This is a genomic window from Hyphomicrobiales bacterium, from assembly GCA_039973685.1.
GTDB lineage: Bacteria > Pseudomonadota > Alphaproteobacteria > Rhizobiales > JACESI01 > JACESI01.
The window spans coordinates 26,364-49,785 of sequence record JBDWKL010000054.1; the positions used below are offsets into that span (position 1 = coordinate 26,364).

The window sequence follows — 23,422 nt, forward strand, 5'->3', positions numbered from 1 at the left end:
GTGCCAGAGGTTCGATGATGATTGCAAGAATAGGTGTCATTGGTGTTGTTGTGGCAGCGCTGCTTGCTGCTGTCGTTTGGTTCACCGTTGATATTGATCGGCGGGTTATCATACCCACCACGATTGCAAGCTTAGAGCCACCGCAAGGCTATGAACCGTCTTTGCGGTTTCCCGGTGTGGAAGACACAAACACGGATGGTTCCTTCACGCTGAACTCGTTCCCTGTTCAAGCCATTGGCTCATTAGGCGAGATGTTCGCCTCTGTTGACCGCGCAACGCCGACACTCAACAATCGTGGGATCACGGTTGAAGAGACGATACCTATTACATGGCAAGGCAAGCAGGTTTTGCTCTTTCGTGGCAAGCAGAACAATGATGAAGGCGTTCCTCATGAAAAATGGATCGCCGTATTCGTTGCGGAGCGCCCTTACATGATGGCCTTCCAAGAACCTGTTCCTGGAAAGCTTCGCCAAGAGGATGTGATCAAGACTTTTTCATCTCTGCGTCTTGATGGTGTCGCCATCAATAGAACGCAGTAATAAGTTCTGCTTAAGTCGGCATTTTCGCGAAAGTTTTAAGGTCGCTATCCATTGCCGTAGATGGAACCGCGCTGTCGCAATAAATATTGACGCTTGGCTTGATCTCATCTTTTTGCTGAACACTGCCCGCACGCAAAGTGACAACACCTTCGCGGCCTGAGTTCGTACCATAAATCTGCGTCCCGCATTTTGGGCAGAAATAGCGGGTCATTGTGCTGCCGCGATCTGATTTATGTTGGTAGGCGTTGAGTTCACCCGTAACTGTCAGGTCATCTTCAGCGAAAAATAGGTTGGTCCCATAAACAGAACCCGTGAGCGTTTGGCAGCTTGTGCAATGGCAATTCATTGTCAGCTTAATCTCACCATCGGCCACATAGCTCACCGAGCCGCATAGGCATGAACCAGTCAATTTTGTCATTGTTGTTTTCCCCAAAATGATGACTGGTATAGAAGGGGAATGATCGTCGTTTGGCAAGTGCTTATTGTGTGCGGTGTAATATAGTGTACTGGTCAAAGGAGTTATAATCTCACCCAACATTTGAGGCCGCTTTGAGCGATAAAAAACCCGCAGGACTTGCCGATTATGCGTTGCTGTTTGGCCTTGCAGCGCTTTGGGGGTCATCGTTTATATTCATCAAAATCTCAGTAGATAGCATCCCGCCACTTACGCAAACGACGTATCGTTTGTTCATCGGTATGTCTCTCACATGGCTGCTCTTCGCGTTTTTTCGCGATGCTCTGCCGCGCTCGCCACGGGTTTGGTTGTTAATTGTCCTGTCTGCATTGGTTGGGGTGGCGCTACCGTTTTGGCTCATATCATGGGGGCAAACTGCTGTGGCACCCGGTTTGACGGCCATCTTCATGGCGATCATGCCGCTGGGCACTTTGTTGATGGCTCATTTTTTTACAAAAGATGAGAAATTTTCAAAGTTGAAACTGATCGGTGTTGGGTTTGGCATCTTCGGTATCATGCTGCTGGTCGGTCCTGCATTGTTAGGGCAACTGGGTGGCGACTTTCTGCACCAAGGTGCAATTGTGCTTGGTGCCCTTTGTTATGCACTCAATGCGGTGGTTACAAAATATCTGCTTGAAGTGCCAAAACTGGTGTTAGTGATGTTCCTGATGACCTTTGGGTTCATCATGGTTCTCCCTGTGGCCTATTTCCAAGAGGGTGAGTTTCATTTTGACTATGATTTATTGCCGATGCTCTCCATTTTTGTGCTTGCTGTGTTTCATACGGTGATTGCAGGTTTTGTCTTGGTTTTGATTGTTCAAAGGCAGGGCGCGAACTTTTTTAGCCAGATCAATTTGCTGGTTCCCTTGTTCGGTGTTTTGTGGGCCTTCTTGATTTTTTCCGAGCGACCGTCCATTAACGCGGGAATTGCATTGATTTTCATTTTGGCAGGCGTCATTGTTGCCCGAGGTAAAGTGAAAAACACATAGAATAGGGCTTACCAATGTCTTCCGATCTCGCCACACCTGACCAACCACAATCAGCTTACTTCCTAGTTGCAGGTGATGATACACCTGTCACCCATACGCTTTCGGTCTTGGTCGACAATGAGCCGGGTGTCTTAGCCCGTGTTATTGGCCTGTTTTCTGGCCGTGGCTACAACATTGAAAGCCTCACTGTTTCTGAGACAGAGCACGAAAAGCAATTGTCGCGCATTACCATTGTGACGACAGGTACTGAAGCTGTGTTGATCCAAATCAAAAGCCAGCTTGATCGCATCGTGCCTGTGCATGAAGTGCGGGACTTGACGTCCATCGCGCTTTCTAAGGGCTATGAAAAACCACTGGAGCGCGAACTTGCGCTTGTGAAAGTACGTGGCACGGGTGAAATTCGTTTAGAAGCGCTGCGCATTGCGGAGGCCTTTAAAGCTGAAGTGGTGGATGCAACGACCGATCATTTCATTTTCCAAATCACAGGCCGCACGCCGAAGATTGAACAGTTCATCGCCATTTTGCGCCCGCTTGGGTTGGTAGAAATTTGCAAAACTGGTGTTGCCGCTGTTAGCCGTGGTGCTGAAGCAATCAACGACACTGCCAACGCTGCGAATGATTGATAGCGATGTCTGGCTAAGGCTGGTTTTATTTATTGGGGCGGGCCTAATAACACCCGGACCCAATACAATGATGGTCTTGGCCTCAACTACCAATTTCGGGTTTAGGCGCACGCTCCCGCATATTTCTGGCGTGCTGGTTGGCACCTTCTTGGTCTTTGCCTCTGTCGGCCTTGGCCTCCATGCACTGCTTACCCTTTATCCAGCGCTTGAGATTTTCATCCAGATTGTGGGCGTTTGTTATCTCGCCTATCTTGCGATCAAAATTGCGATGGCCAAGGGTCCGTCGGAGGCTTCATCGGGTGCGCCTTTGTCCTTTTGGCAGGGCATTGGTGTGCAGGCTGTCAATGTGAAGATGATGGGGCTTGCTGCTGGTGTGTTGGTAAGCTATCCCGTATCGAGTAACCCAACTCTCAGCATCTTCTTGGTGGCGCTGACCGCGGTGCTGCTCAATGGTCCGTGTTTAAGCCTTTGGGGGGTGTTTGGCTTGGGCATGAAACGGTTTTTATCGAATGCTTGGTCACTCCGTTTGTTCAATCTGGCTCTGGCGGGGTTGATCTTTTTGACGTTAATACCAATTGTCAAAGAGTTGCTGGCAAAGTTTTAGGAATACACCCAATGGTTTGCGAACTTTCGGTCAATTTGAATGCTGTGGCATTGTTGAGAAATCGACGTGATTTGCCGTGGCCGAGTGTTGTCGATCTTGGCCGCATTGCGCTTGATGCGGGCGCGATTGGTTTGACGGTTCACCCGCGACCAGATCAACGTCACACCAGAACCAGCGACGTGCATGAGCTTTCAACTCTGTTAAATTCGCCAGACTATGCCGACAAAGAGTTCAATCTGGAAGGCTATCCAGAGGAACGCTTCTTGGCTTTGTGCGAAGCGGTGAAGCCGGAGCAGGTGACCTTTGTGCCAGATTTACCGGGGCAGGAGACATCTGACCACGGTTGGGATGTTTCGCCCAACGAAGAGCTGCTTATCCAATCCATCGAGCGCATGAAAAAATTTGGAGCGCGGGTGGCGCTGTTTATTGATGCTGATGACCGTTTGCCTGAATTGGTGAAGCAGGTCGGTGCAGACCGTGTTGAACTTTATACCGGCCCCTATGGTGGCAGCCCCCTTGAGAGCGCGCGGGCAAAAACGGCCCTTGAGGCTTTAGGAAGAACGGCGGCGGCTGCTGAGAGCGCGGGCCTTGAGGTGAATGCGGGACATGATCTCACCGTTGCCAATGTGCCAGCCTTGGTCGACGCCGCGCCGCAAATTGTTGAGATGTCTATTGGCCACGGCCTCACCGCTGATGCGCTGACTTATGGCATGGCTGGTTCTGTCAAACGTTTCATCGCTGCCATGCAGGATGAACTGCCGTTGTTTGATGACGATGATCTCTTCTAATCAAACGTTTTGAGCGGTGAGCGCTGCACGATGAAGATCGCGGCGAGTGGTGCGACGAAGGTGATGATCAAAATGGCAATCAGCAGATAACCCAATTGATCGTAATTCGCGACGACTTCTATCGCCCCCGTCTCTTGGTTTTTCACTTCCCGCGTAATGATGAAAATCTTGTTGAGATAGGTTGTCAGCAGCGATGCGGCGGATAGTGCTAAGTTGATGAAAGACGCCATCACCGCGAAGAAGGTGGCTTTTAAATTCGTCGGCGCATTTCTGGCAATCCATGCAAGTAGTGGGATGACGGCGATTTGGCCAAGCGGCGCTTCAATGGCTGTGTCTAACACCGCGATAAAGCGAGCATCCACCACGCCGCCTGTGAGCGATGATGTCCAGTTATGAATGCCATAATAAAGCGCGATGGACGGCACGAACAAAATGGTGCCAGCGACCGTCAAAATGATAATGATCGTATTGATCGGCTTTTCTGCCATCAATGGACGAAGCACGATCATGCCCGCCAGCGCTAAGAACGCGGTGATCAACGACAGGACGGCCAAGAATTGCTGGTCGAATTTCAACACATCAATTTCAAACCACCCAAGGCCGGGGCCGGGGCTTGGCATGGCGCGGAAAATGAAAACCACGATGGCCGTGCCAAACAGCATTTTCGCTTTGGCAGGTGTCAGCTCTTTGGCAAGCATGCGCATCATGAAAATGATGATAGCGAGCGAGGCGACAAACACGATTTCCTTCGCGCCCACAACATCACCAAGGCCGACGGTGAGGGACAAAATAACGAAGACCAAGCCACCGCCGAAGAACCACATGTTCGGCGTGGTCGGGTCGCCTGTGCGGTCTACGAGATCGGTGATCTTATCTTTCGCCATGCCGATCGCACGAAGGGCGGCGCGGCGTTTTTGTTTGAGGAAACTAGCAAGCAGAACGCCTGAGATAGAGACCAGCGGAATGATGAGGGCTGCAAAATATATCTGCCCGTAAATCGTAACCTTCTCCGCCTCGCTCTTTTGTTCAATCCCGTCGAACATGAAGATATTGACCAGCGCCACAGAGACGTACCCCGTAAACAGCGCGATGCGCCCAAGGGTCTGCATGGTGGTGTGCTGGATTTTGAGGCTGGTGTCGTCGATGTCATTGCCCTGATCATCGGTTGCAGGCACGGCTTCCACGGCCATGCCGTCCGCCACCACATCTTGCAGCACATAGCCGCAGGGGGCGAGCAGGGTGGCGAGCACATACCAATATTCAGCGGGCATATAGGCGCGCATTTCTTCAGGCGAGGTGATGAGGCCGTACATGATGGAAAGGCTGGCAGCGAGCAGACCCGCGCCGAGATAAACAAGGATCGCCTTCCAACGCCAAATAATATCCACCAAATGCCCAAGCGGCATTTTCAGCGTCCACGGCAGCACGGTCCAAAAGGTAAGGCTTACAAGAAACTCGGCCGACAGCCCCAAATAATCTTTAACAAAAAACACCCCAACGATGCTCGTAAGCCCCTGAATACCCGCCGCGAAATAAACCATGAGCGGCGGCAAAAACGACCAACGAAACTGATTGCGAAGATCAGAAAATGTGCGGTCAAACCAAGTGGCGAGCATGGGGGGGCTTTCAGGGTTGGGATGTTTGGTGGGGTTAGTTGTAACTTATTTGTTTCTGATTTGCATATGCCATGCAAAATATCTGTTAGGTAACTTGCAGTGTGACACGCCTGTCATTTACTAAGCATTGGCCACTATTGATAAAAGGAAAGTTTTAAATGCGGTTAGTTACGCAAAATCTGCGGCATGGTGGTGGTAACCGTATTAGTGAATTGGTGAAGTATATCGCGGTGTATGAACCGGATATTATTGCGTTCACTGAATTCCGAATGAATAAATTTCAAGACCTTGCTGATGCTTGTCGCCAAGCTGGGTTTATGTATTTTGAGCATTATGCCGATGTGCCGCGGTTAAATAAAGTTGCTGTTGCCTCGCGCGTTCCCCTTGTCATTGACGATGTTTCACCCTTATGTGCCGGCTGCGACTTGGGGCATTTATTGAAATTCTCAATAGGCGAATTTTCTGTGATTGCGGCCTATATCCCCATCCATAAGGATCTTGATACCGAGGCATATTTCAAGCGTATCGTAGAAATAGCGCATCAAGAACCTATTCTCCTTTTGGGAGATTTGAATACTGGTGATCCCGATTTGGATGGTGATGGCTATAAATTCATATATTCAAAACAGTATCATGAATTGGTGGAGGCTGGCCTTGCTGATTGCTATCGAAATTTAGTTGATGGAAATGATGTTTCTTGGCGGCACTCAAGGGGGAAACGACGGGGTTTTCGAATTGATCACGTTTTGGCCGCTCGAGAAGTTATGGAGCGAGTTACAAAGATTGAGTATGACCATACTATTCGGGAGAAGAATTTGAGCGACCACAGTATGCTGTTTGTTGATATTGACTAATTATGCATTTCCAATTTTGTTGGTTACTTTTTTGCGACATTTATCTTTCCAAAACTTTCCCCTTGCACCAACCCCCACACTCCTCTAAAAGGCGTACTGTACCGTACGGTACGGAAAATCTATGAGTACCTAACACCCCATGTTGACCAAAGCCCCAGAGACAGAATTGTCAAACCGTCAAAGCGAAGTGCTGAGTGCAGCGCTGGATTTGATGGTGGAGACGGGCGATGGGTTCACTATGAATGGGGTGGCGGCGCGGGCTAATTGTTCTAAGGAAACGCTCTACAAATGGTTCGGCGACCGTGATGGATTGCTGACGGCAACCGTTCGTTGGCAGGCATCGAAAGTGAAGATCGACGCGCCCACAGGTGAGCAGCCGGATAGGGCGGGTTTGCAGGATATTTTAGAACGTTTCGCCGAGCGCTGGCTCACTGTCTTATCGGGCGATGTATCCGTCGCGCTTAATCGGTTGGCGGTTAGTCATGCGGCGTCTTCTAAGAGTGATCTTGGCACCATCGTTTTACAAAACGGGCCTTTTGCAATGGCGGCGCGTTTAAAACCAATTCTTGACCTTGGCCGTGAGGCTGGGGTGATTGAATTTACGACCACGGATGAAGCGTTTCGTTCGTTTTTCGGCCTTGTGGTGCGCGACATGCAAATTCGTGCGCTGTTGGGTGATGACGGCGGCGCGGATCTTGTTGACGTTAGCCAAGATGCTAAGCGGGCAACACAACAATTCTTCGCGCTATATGGCGCACAACAACAATCAAAGACACACGCAAATTAGGGAGAACACCATGCGCGTTTATTATGATCAGGATGCAGACCTGAACCTTATCAAATCTAAAAAAGTGGCCATCATTGGTTACGGTTCACAAGGCCGTGCCCATGCGATGAACTTGAAAGACTCAGGCGTTGAAGGCGTAATCGTCGCTCTTCGTGCTGGTTCAACAACTGCGCTTAAAGCAGAAGCTGATGGCTTTGAAGTGAAGACAGTGGCAGAAGCGGCAGCCGTTGCAGACCTTATGATGATGGCAGCACCAGATGAGCTTCAAGCAGACATCTACAATGACCACATTGCAGCAAATATCCGCGATGGTTCTGCGATTGCTTTTGCTCACGGTTTGAACGTTCACTTCGGTCTTATCGAGCCAGCAGCATCCATCGACGTGATGATGATTGCACCAAAAGGCCCAGGCCACACAGTGCGCGGCGAATACCAAAAAGGCGGCGGCGTGCCGTGTCTTGTTGCGATCGACCAAGACGCATCAGGCAACGCGCTTGATTTGGCTCTATCATACGCATCTGGCGTTGGTGGCGGTCGTTCTGGCATTATTGAGACAACATTCAAAGAAGAGTGCGAAACTGACTTGTTCGGTGAGCAGGCAGTTCTTTGTGGTGGTTTGGTTGAACTTATCCGCGCTGGTTTTGAAACATTGGTTGAAGCTGGTTACGCACCAGAAATGGCTTATTTCGAATGCTTGCACGAAGTGAAGCTTATCGTTGACTTGATCTACGAAGGCGGCATTGCCAACATGAACTACTCAATCTCAAACACAGCTGAGTGGGGCGAGTACAAATCTGGTCCACGTGTTGTGACATCTGAGACAAAAGCAGAGATGAAGCGCATTCTTGATGACATTCAAACAGGTAAATTTACATCTGAGTGGATGCAAGAGTGTAAAGCTGGTCAGGCCCGCTTTAAAGGTATCCGTCGTTTGAACGATGCACACCAAATTGAAGAAGTTGGCGAAAAACTTCGCGGCATGATGCCGTGGATTAAGTCCAACGCATTGGTTGATAAAGAGAAAAACTAAGTTGATAAACTTAATTTAAAATTTATCTTTTATTACAATGGTTTAGGGCTGATTTATCAGCCCTTTATCATTTATTTAAGCGTTATTTTTAAAAGATTTTTAAACTATTTCAATGATAGTCTTTCAATATTGTGTTATATTGTCCCCGTTTGCTGCGTTGTGGCCGAGGTTTGGTAAATGTCTGAAATCTCTCAAAATACTGAAGAAGAGCGTAGAGCCGCACCGCGCGCGCGCGCGTTAAAGAAGGGCACTATTGCCTTTAAAGAACGCTATTGTTCTGCAGAATGCATGGTCAGAAATGAATCTGAAAGCGGTGCATTGTTAATGGTTTCACAAAACCAAGTTATTCCGAATGTTTTTGAATTAAAAGTTTATCCTGAACGCGATTTTCGTATCGTGGAAGCTATTTGGCGCACGCCAGATGCGATGGGTGTTCGCTATGCCGGTCAGGTTCCAGCTGCACCTGTTGCTGCGCCCGCCGCGCCTGTTGTTGCGCCCGCCGCGCCTGTTGTTGCGCCCGCCGCGCCTGTTGCTGCGCCCGCCGCACCTGTTGCTGCGCCCGCCGCACCTGTTGCTGCACCCGCTGCGCCTGTTGCTGCACCCGCTGCGCCTGTTGCTGCGCCCGCCGCACCTGTTGCTGCACCCGCCGCGCCTGTTGCTGCACCCGCCGCACCTGTTGCTGCACCCGCTGCGCCTGTTGTTGCACCCGATGTACCTGTTGTTGCACCCGATGCACCTGTTGCTGCACCTGTTGCTGCACCAATCACACCTAGCGTACCAGTTGATGCGTCTAGCGTGCCTGTTGCTGCACCAGCCGCACCAAGTGCGCCAGCTGCTGCACCGAACCCACATTCTACATGGGATGGAACTGAGCGCCGGAAGCAAAATCGTCGTCAAACCGACCGTCGCAGTTAATTTATCGGGCTTATCGCTGTTTCTACCATCTTATTAATTGCGTGTTTGAACGCATCAGATTATCAAAAGTAAACTTTGATCATCTGAGGCACCCTAATGCTCACTTTATTCGAAATTATTGCGCTTATCCTGTCGATCTCCGCTGTCTTAAGCTGGATAAACAGTACCTTCGTGAAATTGCCGCATACCATTGGCCTTTTGGTCATGGCGCTTGCGACGTCTTTTTTCCTAATTTTGCTGGAAGCGGCCTTCCCAGATTTGGGCCTGACGGATGCGGTGCAATCTGCGATTGGGCAGATTGATTTCTTTGAAACAGTGATGAACGGCATGTTGGCGTTCTTGCTGTTTGCTGGCGCGTTGCATGTCGATTTGAATTTGATGCGGGCGCAAAAATGGCCAATCGGATTGATGGCGACCTTCGGCGTTGTGCTTTCAACCTTTATTGTCGGCACTTTGTTCTGGCTCTTGGCTCATTTTTTCGGCGTGCCAATCTCATATGCGTGGGCGTTGGTCTTCGGCGCGTTGATCAGTCCGACAGACCCTGTGGCCGTACTGTCGTTGCTCAAATCAATCAGTATTCCAGATTCACTAGAGGCTAAAATTGCGGGCGAGAGCTTGTTTAATGACGGTGTTGGCGTTGTAGTCTTCACGATCATTGTAGCCGTTGCTGTTGGCGCTGATGGTGGCAATCTTGATCCGCTCCACATTGCTGAATTGTTCTTCGTTGAAGCAATCGGCGGCGCGGTGCTTGGCATGTTGGTCGGCTATGTTGTCTACCGCATGATGGCTGCGATTGATCATGACATGGTGGAAATTCTCCTGACCCTCGGTCTTGTGGCTGGTGTTTATGCCGTTTGTTTGCGCTTGCATTTATCAGGGCCGATTGCGGTCGTTGTTGCGGGTCTCTTTATTGGCAACCGTGGTGCAGAGCGTGCCATGAGCGAAGACACGCGTGAGGCATTGTTTGATTTTTGGGAGATGATTGATGAGATTTTGAATTCAGTCCTTTTCCTTCTCATTGGTCTTGAAGTGTTGGTGATTTCCATTGATCCATCGTTTGCTTGGATTGCTGTTCTGTCGATCCCAATCGTCTTGTTCGCCCGTCTTGCAGCGGTATCAATTCCGATCCTGACCTTGTCGCTAGGCTTTGCATTCTCAAAAGGTGTAATCCCTGTGCTCACATGGGGCGGCGTGCGTGGAGGCATATCTGTGGCGCTTGCTTTGTCATTGCCAACGGTTGGTGCGAAGCCATTGATTATGACTGCAACTTACGCTGTGGTGATTTTCTCCATCGTTGTGCAGGGGCTGACCATTAAAGAAGTTGTTCGCCGAACAGTCGGTTAGGATATATCGTTATGAAATCACGCCCTTACGCCGTCCTTGATGTGTTTACGGATACACCTTTTCAAGGCAATCCGCTGGCTGTTGTTCTTGATGGGGAAGGGCTGGACACTGCCGCAATGCAGAAAATTGCGGGTGAGTTCAATCTGTCAGAAACGGTTTTTGTTTTTCCACCCGAAGATGCGGGCAACAATGCAGCGCTAAGAATTTTCACGCCATCAGCAGAGCTTCCCTTTGCGGGTCATCCAACTGTTGGTACAGCGGTTCTACTTGCAAAGCGTGCGCTTGGTGAGGTGGAGCTACCAACTGATATGGCGGTGGCACTTGAGGAGAAGGTTGGCCTTGTAAAGACAGGTGTTGTCGCTCATCCAGGTAGAACAGGTCACGCAACCTTCACTCTGCCTGCAACACCTGTGGAAGTAGCGCCTGCGGTCTCGCGGGTTTATATCGCTGAGGCCTTGGGTCTTCATGAGGATGATATCGGGTTTGATAAACATCGGCCCGGCGTCTTTAGTGGCGGCGTACCGTTTTCCCTTGTGCCCGTTACAAGCGTGAAAACCGTCGAAAACATCAAACCCAACTCACCTGCGTGGGCGCGTGCTTTTGATACGGCAGAGCGAGATAACGCATTCGTTTATGCGCGTGGCGGTGTGTCTGATAAGGCCGCGTTTCATGCCCGTATGTTCTGGCCAAAAGCAGGCATTGTTGAAGACCCTGCTACGGGGTCGGCTGTCGCAGCATTCGTTGGTGCGATCTTGAAATATGAAGGCCTTGGCGATGGCAGTCATACGCTCCTGATTGAGCAGGGCTATGAGATGGGTCGCGCTTCTGACATCGTTTTGGAAATTGATATTGAGGACGGCGAGTTTCTCGCCGCCCGTATTGGTGGTTCTGCGGTTATCGTGGCAGAAGGCACGCTTTATGCGTAAAGTATTTTAGCCGCCCAGCAGCACTTTGATGTCGGTCACATCTTGCATGCAGCCTTCCACATCACCTTGCGCGTTGCGCGTAATTGCAGATTCACGCAGCGCCGTTACCTTAAGCAAAACCTCAGGCTTTAGCTTCGTCGTTTGAATAACGGTGTCAACGGCTTGCAACTCAGCGGTGCAAGCTGTCTCTTGCGCTTTTGTTGGTGTCGCCATGGCCACAACAGTAAGTGCGGCGGCGGCTATTGTTGAAGCAACAAGTGGATTTTTTGCAATTTTAAACATTGTCTTTTCCTTCTGTCGTTTTGACTTTTACATGCGCCGTTTTTTGCGGCGTGGGCAGAACAAACGCTGTGCATGTGGCGGACAAAGGGCTGGAATGTGTCGCTGGTTTGGCAATTGGAAGGATTGCGATCTCTTTTGATTAACGGGGATTTTTTGCGTGAACTTTATCAGAAATGCGGCTTGATTAACGAATTCGTTGTCTTTTGAGATTCTACTGGTTATAGAATTAACGAAGAGACGTTTATGGGGACTGGCCTGTGGCTTGTTTAAACCAAAGATTTGAACTGTTGGATGGTGCGCAATTTGTGCAGCCAAACACGTCCGCGCGTACTCTGCTCCTTCAAAGCCTCCTCCTTAGACGCCCCTGAGCGTCGGCAGTCGGTTATGGACCGGACGGACTTTCAGGGGATGTTAAAGACAGGGCGCTTGGCGAGTGTGATACCGCCTCCCTTGAAAACCAAGCCAACATATTCAAATCGCCCAACAGATGAGGCGTACCGTATAGGACTGATACGATGACAAATAATAACGATAGCGACCGTGTAGTAATCTTTGACACGACTTTGCGTGATGGCGAACAATCACCGGGCGCAACCATGACCTTGGAAGAAAAACTTCAGGTGGCTGAAGTGCTCGACACGATGGGTGTCGATATTATTGAAGCAGGTTTCCCGATTGCTTCTGATGGTGATTTTGAAGCCGTCTCTAAAATTGCTGAACGGGCTGAAAATTCAATTATTGCAGGTCTTGCCCGAGCTATTCCCGGTGACATTTTGCGCTGTGGTGACGCGGTTAAAAACGCCAAGCGTGGCCGTATCCACACATTCGTTTCTACTTCGCCTATTCACCTGCAATATCAAATGAACAAGAACGAAGAAGAGGTCTTGGAAATCATCACTGAGACTGTGACCCTTGCTCGTTCATTGTGTGAGGATGTTGAATGGTCTGCGATGGATGCAACGCGCACGAGCTTGGAATATCTCTCGCGAACGGTTGAAGCGGCGATTAAGGCTGGGGCGACCACGATCAATTTGCCTGATACGGTCGGCTTTGCGACACCTGAAGATTATCGCATCATGTTTAAAACCATCCGCGAAAATGTGCCGAACTCTGACAAGGCTGTTTTTTCTACCCATTGCCATAATGATTTGGGCCTTGCGGTTGCAAACTCTTTGGCAGGGCTTGATGGCGGTGCGCGTCAGATAGAATGCACCATCAATGGCCTTGGAGAGCGTGCTGGCAATGCAGCCCTTGAAGAAGTGGTGATGGCATTGAAAACACGCAACGACATGTTGCCGTATCATACAGAAATTGAAGCCACGCATTTGATGAAAGCATCGAAATTGGTGTCCGTCGTGTCGGGTTTCCCTGTTCAATACAACAAAGCGATTGTTGGTAAGAATGCCTTTGCGCATGAGAGCGGTATTCACCAAGACGGCATGTTAAAGAATGCAGGCACCTATGAAATCATGACGCCTGAATCTGTGGGTGTGAAAGCAACGTCCTTGGTTATGGGCAAACACTCAGGCCGCCATGCGTTTAAAGAGAAGCTTTCTGATCTTGGTTATGAATTGGGCGACAACGCGTTTTTGGATGCCTTCAAGCGCTTTAAAGATTTGGCAGACCGCAAGAAGAATGTTTACGACGAAGATATTGAAGCATTGGTCGAAAACGAAGTCGCAACAGCAAGTGACGCCAACAAAGTGGAAGCTCTTACCGTTATTTGTGGCACCGGTGGCCCGCAAAAAGCGATCATCACGCTTGATTTAGATGGTCGCCACGTGACGATGGAAGCGCAGGGCGATGGTCCTGTTGATGCGACATTCAATGCGATTAAGTCGATCATTCCGCACAGTGCAACGCTTCAGCTTTATCAAGTTCATGCGGTAACAGAGGGAACAGACGCACAAGCCGAAGTATCTGTTCGTCTTGAAGATGAAGGACACCAAGTTACAGGCCGTGCAGCAGATACGGACACGTTGGTGGCGTCCGCAAAAGCTTACTTGTCAGCACTTAATCGTTTAACAGTTAAAAAGGCACGGCCTGAGGCATTGAAAGCTAGCTAAAGCCAAAAGGTACTTAACATGATCAATGCTCTGCCTCATACGGGCAGGGCATTTGTCATTTGTTAAGGCTATTGTTCTTTTTCGCGAATACTCACGCAAAATTTAATGATAATTGATTGTATTTATACGGTTTTTCGCCACATTTTAAATGTTAATCACTGTGAGCGCGCCAGAATGGGCCGCGCATTCATTTTCTAATGAGATAAGAGGCAGTAACTTGTTGAATACAAGCTTGAAGCGTTTGAGTAGTGCGATGCTCCTTTCTGTGAGCATGGCAGTTGTACCTGTGGCGTCCCTTGGGGCGAGCACGGCATTGCAACCTGTTGTCGATACAGAAACGCTTACCACGCATCAACAATTTGCCAGAGAACAGCTTACCGCGACGATCCGACTTTATGACGAACACATGCGTGTTGCCGAGACAGGGCAGTATCTCGATAAAGTTCAATTGGATGAGAGCAAAAAGCAATCAACCCGCTCCTCTATCGCCGCAACAGGCGCAGGACTGATGTCCCTCGTTTTGGGTGCTGAACTGGGCGTTATTGATGATGCGGCAGAAAAAGCAGCCTTCACGCTTGCTAATTTGCTCAACAAGGATCCTGAAGCGACATTTTCAACACCGCGCTCGAAGAGTGGCTGGTACAAGCATTTTATCGATGCTTATACGGGCGAAGGATTGGGTGGCAGCAAGCAGGTTTTCTCAACCATTGATACCGCTATTTTGGGTGTCGGTGCTTTCAAGGTAGCGAAATATTTTGAGCAAACAGCCGCAACAGATCCAGCCGCACGAGAAGCAGCAAGGCTTGCTCGGGAGATATTAAATACGACGGATTGGGGGCAGGCATCACGCTTTGGACCTGCGCCGGGTCTGCACCAGATATTCCGTGGACATGAAGAACTGACTGAAGATCGTTGGTGGTCTTTGCCATTTGATGAGTATGTGGTGTTGCCGTGTCTTGGTCGTGCTGTTGAAGCTGAGCAAGGTCGTGTTGGTCCAGCGACCAAATTCTGGGATACTTATTTGAGTGATGTTGCAAGTCTGCCGCAAGCAGAGTTTGCGGGGCACTCTGTTCTAGCCGTGCGCGGTAAGCGTTTTACCTCTCACTTTACTCATCAGTTTGCTTATTATTTTTGTGGTGAGCTAGGTAGTGATGAAAAATACCGCGCGGAATTGAATGACGTGATGCAGGCGGACAAAGCTTGGTTCATGCAGAACGGCGGCGAAAACCACCAAGACCATTGGTGGGGTTTGGGTGCTGGTTCTGAAATCAAGTTCGATAAAGAAGGCAACATCCGTTATTCTGGTTATGGCGTTCAAAAAATTGGTAAAAACCCAAACCAGACATTTTCTCCAGCGATTATGGCAGGCTTTCTTCCAGCTGAACGCGCAAAAGTGGAGCCTCTTAAAGAGGTGTCATTTGTGGCTGGCAATCAGCAAGATTGGAACAACCAATCTGTGCCTGGTCATTCTGAAATCATCGAAGATTTGATGACGCTGCATAATCGCGACGAATGCCGTTATCAGTATAAGGGTCTCGACTTTTTGTGGCGCTGTACGGCTCACGACCCATCGCTAAAGGTGCGGGCCGTTGAGGGTGTTGATTTCTCAACTTATATGCTCGGCCTTGCGTGGTTCGATCCAGCCATTGGTGGAGAGTTCTTTGAGAATTATTCAGCCAAAGTACGCCCGATGTTTCCTGAAGCTCGTGAGCGTCGCGCGAGTTTGAAATAGGGCCTGACCCTAATCGCGCGACTATTTGCCTCGCTATAGTCTAGCGCTTGGAACGCTCATAAAAAATAAAGCCGATGAAGTTCATCAAGATTTGAGCGGCCAAGAAGCTGGTTGATCCGCTTTGGTCATAGTCTGGTGCGACTTCTACGAGATCAATGCCCACGACTTCACCGCGTTTGGTGAGGCCTTGTAGCAGCTCCAACACCTCATAATATAAGAACCCACCATGGCTTGGTGTGCCTGTGCCTGGGGCGATGGATGGATCAAAGCCGTCAATGTCGATGGTCACATAATAGCGTTTGCCCGCGGGTACGCGCTCAAGGACGGCTTCAACGCCGAGCTTTCTAATTTGGCGTACGGACAAAATGTCAGAGCCAACAGCGCGCGCTGCGTCATAACCTTCTTTGGCAGTAGATGAAACATTGCGAATGCCGAACTGGCTGAGGCCTGTCACATAGTCTTTTTCAGAGGCGCGACGCATCGGATTACCGTGGCCATAACGAACACCGTGGCGCTCATCAACAAAGTCTAGGTGGGCATCAATTTGTACGAGGTGAAATGGCTCTTCGTCGCTGAATGCATTGATGCAAGGAATGTTGACCGAATGGTCGCCGCCAAGCACCACCGGTAGGGCACCAGCTTTCAAAATTTTGCGAACTGCCCACTCAATATTGGCGTGGCTTTTTTCTGTGTTGGTGTGAATAATGTCAGCATCGCCCATGTCGACAATCTGCACATCTTTAGAATCAAGATAGACAGCATCATCTTCATGGTCGTAAGCCCCTGCATGACCAAAGGAAAATAATGTGGATGCTTCGCGGATACCGCGTGGTCCAAAACGGGCGCCAGCGCGGTATTGTGTGCCAAAATCAAAGGGCGCGCCAAGAATTGCACAGCTGCCTTGAATGTTGTCAAAATCTAGACCAATTGGCGCTTTTGCAAAGGTGCAATGGCCTACAAATGGCAAATTTAACCGCCCACTCTCGTAGCCGTGATTGTCATTATTGTTCGTCATTTTGGACTGCTCTCCAATTCATCATGCTGCTGTAATTTGCATCATGCTGCAGTTTTATGCATTTTTCTGCTTTACAAATGCCTCTGCATTGTTGAACCATAGGAAATCACGTTTGAAAAGTACTAGTTTGATGACGTGAAAGGAAAGCCAGTAGTAAACTGGTTCGGGAAATAAAAGGGTAGTAGGTGTCTGAACAACATCATGTGCGTTTCGTAAACGTTCAAAAGAGTTACGACGGGGAAATACTCGTTGTTAAAAATCTGAATCTCGACATCAACAAGGGCGAATTCGTCACTATGCTTGGGCCATCAGGCTCCGGTAAGACGACTTGCTTGATGATGTTAGCTGGTTTTGAAGCCGCAACTCATGGCGAAATTTTGCTGGGTGATCAACCCATTAACAATATCCCACCGCATAAACGCGGCATTGGGATGGTTTTCCAAAATTATGCGCTTTTCCCGCACATGACGGTTGGAGAAAACCTCGCTTTCCCTCTACAGGTTCGCAAATTGTCGAAAGCTGTGCAGGAAGAGAAAGTGAAGCGGGCGCTTGATATGGTGCAGATGGGCGCTTTCATTGGTCGCCGTCCAGCCCAACTTTCAGGCGGTCAGCAACAACGTATCGCGCTTGCACGGGCATTGGTGTTTGAACCAGAGCTCATCTTGATGGATGAGCCACTCGGCGCGCTTGATAAGCAGCTGCGCGAGCATATGCAGTATGAAATCAAACATATTCACGAGAACCTAGGCGTTACCGTTGTTTATGTTACCCATGACCAATCTGAAGCTTTGACCATGTCTAACCGCGTTGCGGTGTTTAACGACGGTGTCGTGCAACAGCTTTCATCCCCTCAAGCGCTTTATGAGCAGCCAGAAAATAGTTTTGTCGCCCAGTTTATTGGTGAAAATAATAAATTGAACGGCAAGATTGAAGGCACAGATGGCAATATTTGTGCTGTTCGCTTAGCGGATGGAAATTCTATTTCTGCTCTTGGCGTTAATGCGCAAAGCGGTGGCGATACCACTTTGTCTATCCGACCTGAGCGCATTGTTGTTAATCCAAGTGATGATCAGGTGGATAGCAAACTCAGCGGTAAAATTGCTGAATTGATTTATTTAGGTGACCATATTCGCGCCCGCATGTCTGTGAGCGGGAATGATGAGTTCATCGTAAAAGTTCCAAACAATGAGCATGCTGTTTCATTGTCGGAAGGAGATGAGGTTGTTGTGGGATGGCGTGCGAATGATTGTCGTGCGTTGGACCCGATTGCCTTTTAAATTGCTGAGTGACAAACTCAGTGAATTGCCCGAAATACGGGCCTACTAGGGAGAGTTGAAAAATGAAAATGAAACTTCTTTTATCAGCAGCCGCAGCCCTCGCGATTACCGCTGGTTCTGCATCTGCAAAAGATCTGACTGTTGTATCTTGGGGTGGTGCTTACACCAAGTCTCAAGTTGAGGCTTATCACAAGCCATGGCAGGCAAAAACTGGTAAAACCATCACGTCTGAAGACTACAACGGTGGTATTGCTGAAATTAAAGCACAAGTTGAAGCTAACAACGTAACATGGGACATCATTGACGTTGAATTGTCAGACGCTGTTCGTGCATGTGACGAAGGCTTGATCGAACCAATCGATCCATCAATCTTGCCTGCTGGTGCAGATGGCACAGCTGCTGCTGATGACTTCTTGCCAGGTACATTGCATGAGTGTGCTGTTGCCAACATCGTATGGTCAACAATCTTCGCTTATGACAGCTCAAAAATCGCAAATGGTCCTAAGACTATTGCTGATTTCTTTGACACATCTAAGTTCCCAGGCAAACGTGGCCTTCGCAAAAACCCTAAAGCTAACCTTGAAATGGCTTTGATGGCTGACGGCGTTCCTGCTGCAGACGTTTACAAAGTACTTGGTACTGCTGAAGGCGTTAATCGCGCATTCGCTAAACTCGACACCATTAAAGGTGACGTTGTTTGGTGGGAAGCTGGTGCTCAGCCGCCACAACTTCTTGCTGATGGCGAAGTTGCTATGACAACTGCTTACAATGGCCGTATCTTCAATGCTGTTGCTGGCGAAGGTAAACCATTTGAAATCGTTTGGGATGGTCAAGTTTGGGATTTGGATCTTTGGGTAATTCCAAAAGGTTCTAAGAACAAAGAAGCTGCCCTTGATTTCTTGAAGTTCTCAACTTCTACAAAACAACTTGCAGCACAGGCTTCATGGATTTCTTATGGTCCAGCTCGTAAGTCTTCAGGTGCCCTTGTTGGTAAGTTCCATAACAAAGACATCGATATGGTTCCACAAATGCCAACAAATGCAGCAAACTTGAAAAACGCTACACAGAACAACTTTGAGTTCTGGGCGGATAATCAGGATGAGCTTAACGAGCGTTTCAACGCTTGGCTTGCTGGCTAGTCCAAAACTTTGACATGCGGGAGGTCTTTTGACTTCCCGCATTTCTTTTACTTAAACTCTGGAAGAGATTTATGGCCGATAGCGCGCTTTCATCGCAACGACTTCACGATGTACCAGACCAGCTCACAACAGCTGACGGCATACCGTTAAAGCGCAAACTCGCAATATCAATGCGCCGCGCACGCTGGCGGGCATTTTTGATGACGGCACCGCTTGTCATCTTCATGTTGATTTCATTCGTTCTACCCATTGGGCAAATGCTGACACGAAGCGTCTACAATGACAGCTTCAGCAAAGCCCTCCCTAATTTTTCTTTAGCACTGCGTGATTGGGACCAGTCTGCCTCCTCGGATGGCCTGCCTGATGAAGCGTTGTTTAAGCTGCTTGCAGAAGATATGGCTGTCGCCCGCAAGGATCGCACGATTGGACGTGCTGCGACCCGTATCAATTATGACCATTCCGGCACGCGCTCGCTGTTTATGGGAGCCGCACGTAAAGCCAAGAATTTTGAAGCGCCATACAAAGAAACCTTCCTCGATTTGAAACCAAAATGGTCGAATGTTGAGATGTGGGCAGCTATGAAGCGCGTCGCAAGCGACACCACGACGGGATTTTATCTCGCAGCAGTTGACCGTACTTATGACGTGAACAACGACGTTGTTGAGCAAGCTGAAGTGCGGCAAATCTATGTGAAGCTGTTTTGGCGCACACTTTATCTGGCCGGAGTAATCACCGTTTTATGTTTCCTTTTGGCTTATCCAGTTGCTTATCTTCTATCGGTCTTGCCATTGGCAAAATCGAACTTGTTGATGATCCTCGTGCTGTTGCCGTTTTGGACATCATTGCTTGTTCGTACGACTGCATGGATTGCCTTGTTGCAGACGGAGGGCATCGTCAATGATGTCTTAGTGTGGCTTGGCATTATCAGTGATGATGGCCGGGTGCAGATGATTTACAATCAAATGGGCACCATTATCGCGATGACCCATATCTTGCTGCCGTTTATGGTGCTGCCACTTTATTCCGTGATGAAGACAATTCCGCCAAGCTACATGCGTGCGGCGCGTTCTCTCGGTGCAAATCAGTTTACAGCCTTCGTCAAAGTCTATTTCCCACAGACGATACCGGGAATTGCAGCGGGTACCTTGCTCGTCTTCATTCTGGCGATTGGTTATTACATCACACCAGCTCTCGTTGGTGGACAAGATGGTCAGTTGATTTCCAACATCATCGCTTTCCATATGCAAAAATCGCTTAACTGGAGTTTGGCGGCCGCCCTTGGTTCCATTCTGCTTGCAGGCGTACTCATCCTCTATTGGCTCTACAATAAGCTGATAGGCATCGATAATTTGAAGTTTGGGTGAGGGCACAATGGCACTACCAGCACACGCAACACCGGTCGAAAAAGTCTGGCATTACGCTTATCTCGTGATTTGCGCGCTGATTTTTGTATTCCTAATCGTGCCGATCATCATCATCGTTCCGCTTTCGTTTAATGCCGAACCGTATTTCACCTTTACTGAGGGAATGCTGGGTTTCGAGTCGGATGCTTATTCAACGCGTTGGTATCAAGATATCTTTAAAAATGGGATGCTGAACCCTGAGGCTCCGCTTTCATGGGCATGGTTCTCTGATGCCTGGAACAATGCGCAATGGATTCGTGCAACGCGCAACTCGTTCTTTATTGCTACCATTTCGACAATCGTTGCAACCACGCTCGGTACATTGGCGGCACTCGGCCTTTCGCGTCCTGAAATGCCTGCTCGTTCGCTCATTACTGGCCTCTTGATCTCACCGATGATCGTGCCGCTGGTTATCACGGCAACAGGCATGTTTTTCTTCTATTCAGATATTGGCCTTGCAAAGACCTATACAGGCGTGATCCTTGCCCATGCGACACTCGGCATTCCGTTCGTGATCATCACGGTGACCGCGACGCTTTCAAGTTTTGACACAAGCCTTATTCGCGCTTCAGCCAGCTGTGGTGCAACGCCAACAACCACCTTCTTTAAAATCATTATGCCGCTCATTTTGCCGGGTATGATTTCGGGTGCTTTGTTTGCCTTCATCACGTCGCTTGATGAGGTTGTGGTGATGTTGTTTGTTGCAGACGTTGAACAGCGCACAATTCCGCGCCAGATGTTCTCAGGACTGCGTGAACAGATCTCGCCGACTATTCTTGCGGTTGCGACTGTTTTGGTCATCATTTCGATTGGACTGCTTACAACAGTAGAATTGCTTCGCAGACGTTCAGAACGCCTACGCGGTCTATCGCCCGGCTAAGCGAAAAATTTAAACGAGGGGCGAGCAAGGAGTGCAGGCTTTATAGTTTGCAAGCTGCCCCATGTTTGCTTCATCAAGATTTAAAATTTACGGTTCAATTCCAAGGTTGATGATTGTTGCGACAATCTCAGTTGCCTTTGTTGTCTTCACATTGATGAACCAGCAAGCGCGGGCACAGCTTGCCAAAACGGACGTTAATTTAGTCCTCGCGATTGATTGCTCTTATTCCGTGAATAAGGCTGAGTTCGACCTTCAAGTGCAAGGTATCGCGTCAGCCCTCACATCCAAGGAAGTAATTGACGCGATAGAAGGAGGGCAGCACGGCAAAATTGGCCTGTCTGTCTACCAATGGTCAGGACCGGAGAACCAAGTTATCGTGATGCCTTGGGCCGTTGTCAGTAATGAACAAGAAGCCCGCGCCTTTGCCGCCCGTTTGTTAGCGGAACCTCGACAAACAGCAGAAGGGGTCACAGCCATCGGCAGCGCCTTGTCTTTTGCCGTTGACCACTTGAATGGTGCACCCTTTCCAACCGAGCGCAAAGTGATTGATATGCAAGCAGATGGCGCAAGTACATGGTCACGCGGTCTGCCCATTCGTGCGGGGCGAGATAAAGCCGTTGCGCAGGGCATCGTTATCAACGGTCTGCCAATTTTGAATGAAGTGTCTTACCTTCACTACTACTTTGAAAATCATGTGATTGGCGGCGAGGGCGCTTTTATCGAGATCGCGAAGGATTACAAATCCTTTGCTAAGGCAATCAAGCGCAAGCTCCTGCGAGAAATACAGGGGCAATTCATTTCATAACAGAAGGAGCTTTTAGCCAATCATACCGTGGCGTGCTGCAACATCGGCAACGCTGACACGTTTTGCAAAAATTTCGCGATCAAGTTTCGTATAGCCAAGCGCCAATAAGCCGCTTTCAATCAAGTCACGATCATCATCAATCATCGACATTTTAGGTTGATGGCCATTTTTTGCAGCATGTTCCAAAGCTTTATGGATGGCAGGCTCTAAGAGGTCGAAATGTTTTACGCCGGGCCCTGTGAAAAGCAGGTTTTTCGGGTTTGCCAGCATGATCAAATTACCGAGACCAGTGCCAAGAGCTGAGCCGGCTTTATCAAATGCCTGCTTCGCCTTTTCATCGCCATTGCGGGCGACGTCTGCGAGCTTTTCCATTTCCTCTTGGCTTGGCGTGATGTCCGCCGGATCAAGGTCCGCGAGGTTCTCATTGGCAAGACGCATGATGCCGAAGTCAGAGGCATAAGCCTCGATGCATCCTCTGCGACCACAACGGCATAGAGCACCATCTGCCTCAAGTAACATGTGACCAAATTCAGATGCAGACCCTTCAGCCCCTTCCAAAAGGTCGCCGTTAACATAAAGGCCTAAGCCGATGCCTGACCCTAAATAAAATACGGCGAAGGAATCGTTGAGAGCTTCGTTTTCAACATGCAGCAGGTGCGCGATTGAATTGGTATCATTGGCAACCAAACAGGGAGCGTTGAGAACATCTGTTAAAGGGGCTGCCACTGGAATGTTGCGGGCAGAAAAAGCAGGGCTCCAGATGATTGAACCACGTTTTGCATCAACAGAACCCTGACAAGCAACGCTGATAATTGAAATATGATCAGCTGATAGCTGATTGCTTTCCAAAAAGGCCAATGCACTGTCGACAATAACAGCACCAAAAGCATCAGCACTTAGACTGGCGGTTTCAATTGTATCATTGTGCCTTGCCAGAATATTGCCGCAAAAATCTGCAACCGTGAGTGAGATGGCATTGTGAGTGAGGCGAATACCCAGCATGCGGGCGGCGTTTTCTGCGAGTTTAAGTTTAACCTTGGGACGACCACGCTGAGTGTTGCGGTGTTTTTCGGTTTCTAACTTGTCCGTTTCAATGAGCCGCTCTGCGAGCATATCATTGGTGATGGCTGAAATTGTTGCGGGGCTTAGGCCTGTCTTTTCCCCAAGCTCGATACTTGCCAAAGCACCGTTATGGCGCAGCGTTTCCAAAACCAGCGAGCGGTTTTGTTGTCTTACAAGTTCTGTATCAGCTTTACTACGCGTGTTTTTCATGACGGACCTGATGTTTGCATAGTCCCGCGTATCAATTCTCACGGTACAGTGCAAGTGATCGCGTTACTTCACGACCATAAGG

Annotated in this window: 23 protein-coding genes; 18 read left to right on the forward strand and 5 right to left on the reverse strand. The window is 49.1% G+C overall.

The window, feature by feature from the left end; translation table 11 throughout:
- Positions 1-14 precede the first annotated feature (14 nt).
- Positions 15-539 carry a hypothetical protein gene (locus tag ABJO30_14895; protein MEP3234111.1) on the forward strand — a complete coding sequence of 175 codons (525 nt, stop codon included), beginning with the start codon at positions 15-17 and terminating at the stop codon, positions 537-539.
- A 10-nt stretch (positions 540-549) separates the two neighbouring features.
- Here the strand turns inward: ABJO30_14895 and ABJO30_14900 are convergent, their stop codons facing one another.
- Positions 550-957 carry a GFA family protein gene (locus ABJO30_14900; GenBank protein MEP3234112.1) on the reverse strand — a complete coding sequence of 136 codons (408 nt, stop codon included), beginning with the start codon at positions 955-957 and terminating at the stop codon, positions 550-552.
- Between the two features lie 131 nt (positions 958-1,088).
- Here ABJO30_14900 and ABJO30_14905 point away from each other — a divergent pair, with 131 nt between their 5' ends.
- The 4 genes from ABJO30_14905 to ABJO30_14920 are packed head-to-tail and all read left to right on the forward strand — an operon-like array spanning position 1,089 to position 3,997.
- A complete protein-coding gene (locus ABJO30_14905) occupies positions 1,089-1,982 on the forward strand; it encodes a DMT family transporter (protein ID MEP3234113.1) in 894 nt (297 codons plus the stop codon).
- 14 nt (positions 1,983-1,996) lie between these two features.
- Entirely contained in the window at positions 1,997-2,605 is a 609-nt protein-coding gene (gene ilvN / locus ABJO30_14910) for an acetolactate synthase small subunit (GenBank protein MEP3234114.1), read from the forward strand.
- Entirely contained in the window at positions 2,598-3,209 is a 612-nt protein-coding gene (locus ABJO30_14915) for a LysE family translocator (protein MEP3234115.1), read from the forward strand. The genes ilvN and ABJO30_14915 overlap by 8 nt, the downstream gene beginning before the upstream one ends.
- Before the next feature lie 11 nt (positions 3,210-3,220).
- Entirely contained in the window at positions 3,221-3,997 is a 777-nt protein-coding gene (locus tag ABJO30_14920; GenBank protein MEP3234116.1) for a pyridoxine 5'-phosphate synthase, read from the forward strand.
- Here ABJO30_14920 and ABJO30_14925 read toward each other — a convergent pair.
- The gene (locus ABJO30_14925) at positions 3,994-5,613 is read right to left on the reverse strand and encodes a hypothetical protein (protein ID MEP3234117.1); all 1,620 of its coding nucleotides are present in this window, start codon (positions 5,611-5,613) and stop codon (positions 3,994-3,996) included. The genes ABJO30_14920 and ABJO30_14925 overlap by 4 nt on opposite strands.
- Positions 5,614-5,771: 158 nt before the next feature.
- Here ABJO30_14925 and ABJO30_14930 point away from each other — a divergent pair, with 158 nt between their 5' ends.
- The 6 genes from ABJO30_14930 to ABJO30_14955 all read left to right on the forward strand — a co-directional run bounded on the left by ABJO30_14930 (position 5,772) and on the right by ABJO30_14955 (position 11,469).
- Positions 5,772-6,467 carry an endonuclease/exonuclease/phosphatase family protein gene (locus tag ABJO30_14930; protein ID MEP3234118.1) on the forward strand — a complete coding sequence of 232 codons (696 nt, stop codon included), beginning with the start codon at positions 5,772-5,774 and terminating at the stop codon, positions 6,465-6,467.
- 139 nt (positions 6,468-6,606) lie between these two features.
- Positions 6,607-7,254, forward strand: a complete 648-nt coding sequence (locus ABJO30_14935; protein ID MEP3234119.1) for a TetR/AcrR family transcriptional regulator — start codon at positions 6,607-6,609, stop codon at positions 7,252-7,254.
- A 10-nt stretch (positions 7,255-7,264) separates the two neighbouring features.
- Positions 7,265-8,284 carry a ketol-acid reductoisomerase gene (gene ilvC, locus ABJO30_14940; GenBank protein ID MEP3234120.1) on the forward strand — a complete coding sequence of 340 codons (1,020 nt, stop codon included), beginning with the start codon at positions 7,265-7,267 and terminating at the stop codon, positions 8,282-8,284.
- 177 nt (positions 8,285-8,461) lie between these two features.
- Positions 8,462-9,199 carry a hypothetical protein gene (locus ABJO30_14945; protein MEP3234121.1) on the forward strand — a complete coding sequence of 246 codons (738 nt, stop codon included), beginning with the start codon at positions 8,462-8,464 and terminating at the stop codon, positions 9,197-9,199.
- A gap of 96 nt (positions 9,200-9,295) precedes the next feature.
- Complete coding sequence (locus ABJO30_14950) at positions 9,296-10,543, forward strand: sodium:proton antiporter (protein MEP3234122.1); 1,248 nt, start codon at positions 9,296-9,298, stop codon at positions 10,541-10,543.
- Positions 10,544-10,554: 11 nt separating this feature from the next.
- The gene (locus ABJO30_14955; protein MEP3234123.1) at positions 10,555-11,469 is read left to right on the forward strand and encodes a PhzF family phenazine biosynthesis protein; all 915 of its coding nucleotides are present in this window, start codon (positions 10,555-10,557) and stop codon (positions 11,467-11,469) included.
- Between the two features lie 6 nt (positions 11,470-11,475).
- On the opposite strand, the gene ABJO30_14960 is transcribed toward ABJO30_14955, so the two are convergent.
- Positions 11,476-11,751, reverse strand: coding sequence for a hypothetical protein (locus ABJO30_14960; protein ID MEP3234124.1), 276 nt, complete (start codon positions 11,749-11,751; stop codon positions 11,476-11,478).
- A 515-nt stretch (positions 11,752-12,266) separates the two neighbouring features.
- On the opposite strand from ABJO30_14960, the gene ABJO30_14965 reads away from it, so the two are divergent.
- Entirely contained in the window at positions 12,267-13,817 is a 1,551-nt protein-coding gene (locus ABJO30_14965) for a 2-isopropylmalate synthase (protein MEP3234125.1), read from the forward strand.
- Positions 13,818-14,070: 253 nt separating this feature from the next.
- A complete protein-coding gene (locus ABJO30_14970) occupies positions 14,071-15,549 on the forward strand; it encodes a hypothetical protein (protein ID MEP3234126.1) in 1,479 nt (492 codons plus the stop codon).
- 40 nt (positions 15,550-15,589) lie between these two features.
- Here the strand turns inward: ABJO30_14970 and speB are convergent, their stop codons facing one another.
- Positions 15,590-16,564 carry an agmatinase gene (speB, locus tag ABJO30_14975; protein ID MEP3234127.1) on the reverse strand — a complete coding sequence of 325 codons (975 nt, stop codon included), beginning with the start codon at positions 16,562-16,564 and terminating at the stop codon, positions 15,590-15,592.
- A 185-nt stretch (positions 16,565-16,749) separates the two neighbouring features.
- Here speB and ABJO30_14980 point away from each other — a divergent pair, with 185 nt between their 5' ends.
- The 5 genes from ABJO30_14980 (at position 16,750) to ABJO30_15000 (ending at position 22,068) form a co-directional block, all read left to right on the forward strand.
- Positions 16,750-17,841: an ABC transporter ATP-binding protein gene (locus ABJO30_14980; GenBank protein ID MEP3234128.1), complete on the forward strand. Its 1,092-nt coding sequence runs from the start codon at positions 16,750-16,752 to the stop codon at positions 17,839-17,841.
- A gap of 62 nt (positions 17,842-17,903) precedes the next feature.
- Positions 17,904-18,980 (forward strand): polyamine ABC transporter substrate-binding protein, encoded by a 1,077-nt coding sequence (locus ABJO30_14985; protein MEP3234129.1) that lies wholly within the window; start codon positions 17,904-17,906, stop codon positions 18,978-18,980.
- A gap of 71 nt (positions 18,981-19,051) precedes the next feature.
- Positions 19,052-20,344, forward strand: coding sequence for an ABC transporter permease (locus tag ABJO30_14990; protein MEP3234130.1), 1,293 nt, complete (start codon positions 19,052-19,054; stop codon positions 20,342-20,344).
- Positions 20,345-20,351: 7 nt separating this feature from the next.
- A complete protein-coding gene (locus tag ABJO30_14995; protein ID MEP3234131.1) occupies positions 20,352-21,263 on the forward strand; it encodes an ABC transporter permease in 912 nt (303 codons plus the stop codon).
- A gap of 61 nt (positions 21,264-21,324) precedes the next feature.
- Complete coding sequence (locus ABJO30_15000) at positions 21,325-22,068, forward strand: DUF1194 domain-containing protein (GenBank protein MEP3234132.1); 744 nt, start codon at positions 21,325-21,327, stop codon at positions 22,066-22,068.
- Positions 22,069-22,080: 12 nt separating this feature from the next.
- Here the strand turns inward: ABJO30_15000 and ABJO30_15005 are convergent, their stop codons facing one another.
- Entirely contained in the window at positions 22,081-23,340 is a 1,260-nt protein-coding gene (locus ABJO30_15005) for an ROK family transcriptional regulator (GenBank protein ID MEP3234133.1), read from the reverse strand.
- Positions 23,341-23,422: the final 82 nt, after the last annotated feature.

Excerpts from the sequence above, each read along its gene's own strand:
- ABJO30_14895 (MEP3234111.1), top strand. The coding sequence starts at position 15 with ATGATGATTGCAAGAATAGGTGTCATTGGTGTTGTTGTGGCAGCGCTG.
- ABJO30_14900 (MEP3234112.1), bottom strand. The coding sequence starts at position 957 with ATGACAAAATTGACTGGTTCATGCCTATGCGGCTCGGTGAGCTATGTG.
- ilvN (MEP3234114.1), top strand. The coding sequence starts at position 1,997 with ATGTCTTCCGATCTCGCCACACCTGACCAACCACAATCAGCTTACTTC.
- ABJO30_14915 (MEP3234115.1), top strand. The coding sequence starts at position 2,598 with ATGATTGATAGCGATGTCTGGCTAAGGCTGGTTTTATTTATTGGGGCG.
- ABJO30_14920 (MEP3234116.1), top strand. The coding sequence starts at position 3,221 with ATGGTTTGCGAACTTTCGGTCAATTTGAATGCTGTGGCATTGTTGAGA.
- ABJO30_14925 (MEP3234117.1), bottom strand. The coding sequence starts at position 5,613 with ATGCTCGCCACTTGGTTTGACCGCACATTTTCTGATCTTCGCAATCAG.
- ABJO30_14930 (MEP3234118.1), top strand. The coding sequence starts at position 5,772 with ATGCGGTTAGTTACGCAAAATCTGCGGCATGGTGGTGGTAACCGTATT.
- ABJO30_14935 (MEP3234119.1), top strand. The coding sequence starts at position 6,607 with ATGTTGACCAAAGCCCCAGAGACAGAATTGTCAAACCGTCAAAGCGAA.
- ilvC (MEP3234120.1), top strand. The coding sequence starts at position 7,265 with ATGCGCGTTTATTATGATCAGGATGCAGACCTGAACCTTATCAAATCT.
- ABJO30_14945 (MEP3234121.1), top strand. The coding sequence starts at position 8,462 with ATGTCTGAAATCTCTCAAAATACTGAAGAAGAGCGTAGAGCCGCACCG.
- ABJO30_14950 (MEP3234122.1), top strand. The coding sequence starts at position 9,296 with ATGCTCACTTTATTCGAAATTATTGCGCTTATCCTGTCGATCTCCGCT.
- ABJO30_14955 (MEP3234123.1), top strand. The coding sequence starts at position 10,555 with ATGAAATCACGCCCTTACGCCGTCCTTGATGTGTTTACGGATACACCT.
- ABJO30_14960 (MEP3234124.1), bottom strand. The coding sequence starts at position 11,751 with ATGTTTAAAATTGCAAAAAATCCACTTGTTGCTTCAACAATAGCCGCC.
- ABJO30_14965 (MEP3234125.1), top strand. The coding sequence starts at position 12,267 with ATGACAAATAATAACGATAGCGACCGTGTAGTAATCTTTGACACGACT.
- ABJO30_14970 (MEP3234126.1), top strand. The coding sequence starts at position 14,071 with ATGCTCCTTTCTGTGAGCATGGCAGTTGTACCTGTGGCGTCCCTTGGG.
- speB (MEP3234127.1), bottom strand. The coding sequence starts at position 16,564 with ATGACGAACAATAATGACAATCACGGCTACGAGAGTGGGCGGTTAAAT.
- ABJO30_14985 (MEP3234129.1), top strand. The coding sequence starts at position 17,904 with ATGAAAATGAAACTTCTTTTATCAGCAGCCGCAGCCCTCGCGATTACC.
- ABJO30_14990 (MEP3234130.1), top strand. The coding sequence starts at position 19,052 with ATGGCCGATAGCGCGCTTTCATCGCAACGACTTCACGATGTACCAGAC.
- ABJO30_14995 (MEP3234131.1), top strand. The coding sequence starts at position 20,352 with ATGGCACTACCAGCACACGCAACACCGGTCGAAAAAGTCTGGCATTAC.
- ABJO30_15000 (MEP3234132.1), top strand. The coding sequence starts at position 21,325 with ATGTTTGCTTCATCAAGATTTAAAATTTACGGTTCAATTCCAAGGTTG.
- ABJO30_15005 (MEP3234133.1), bottom strand. The coding sequence starts at position 23,340 with ATGAAAAACACGCGTAGTAAAGCTGATACAGAACTTGTAAGACAACAA.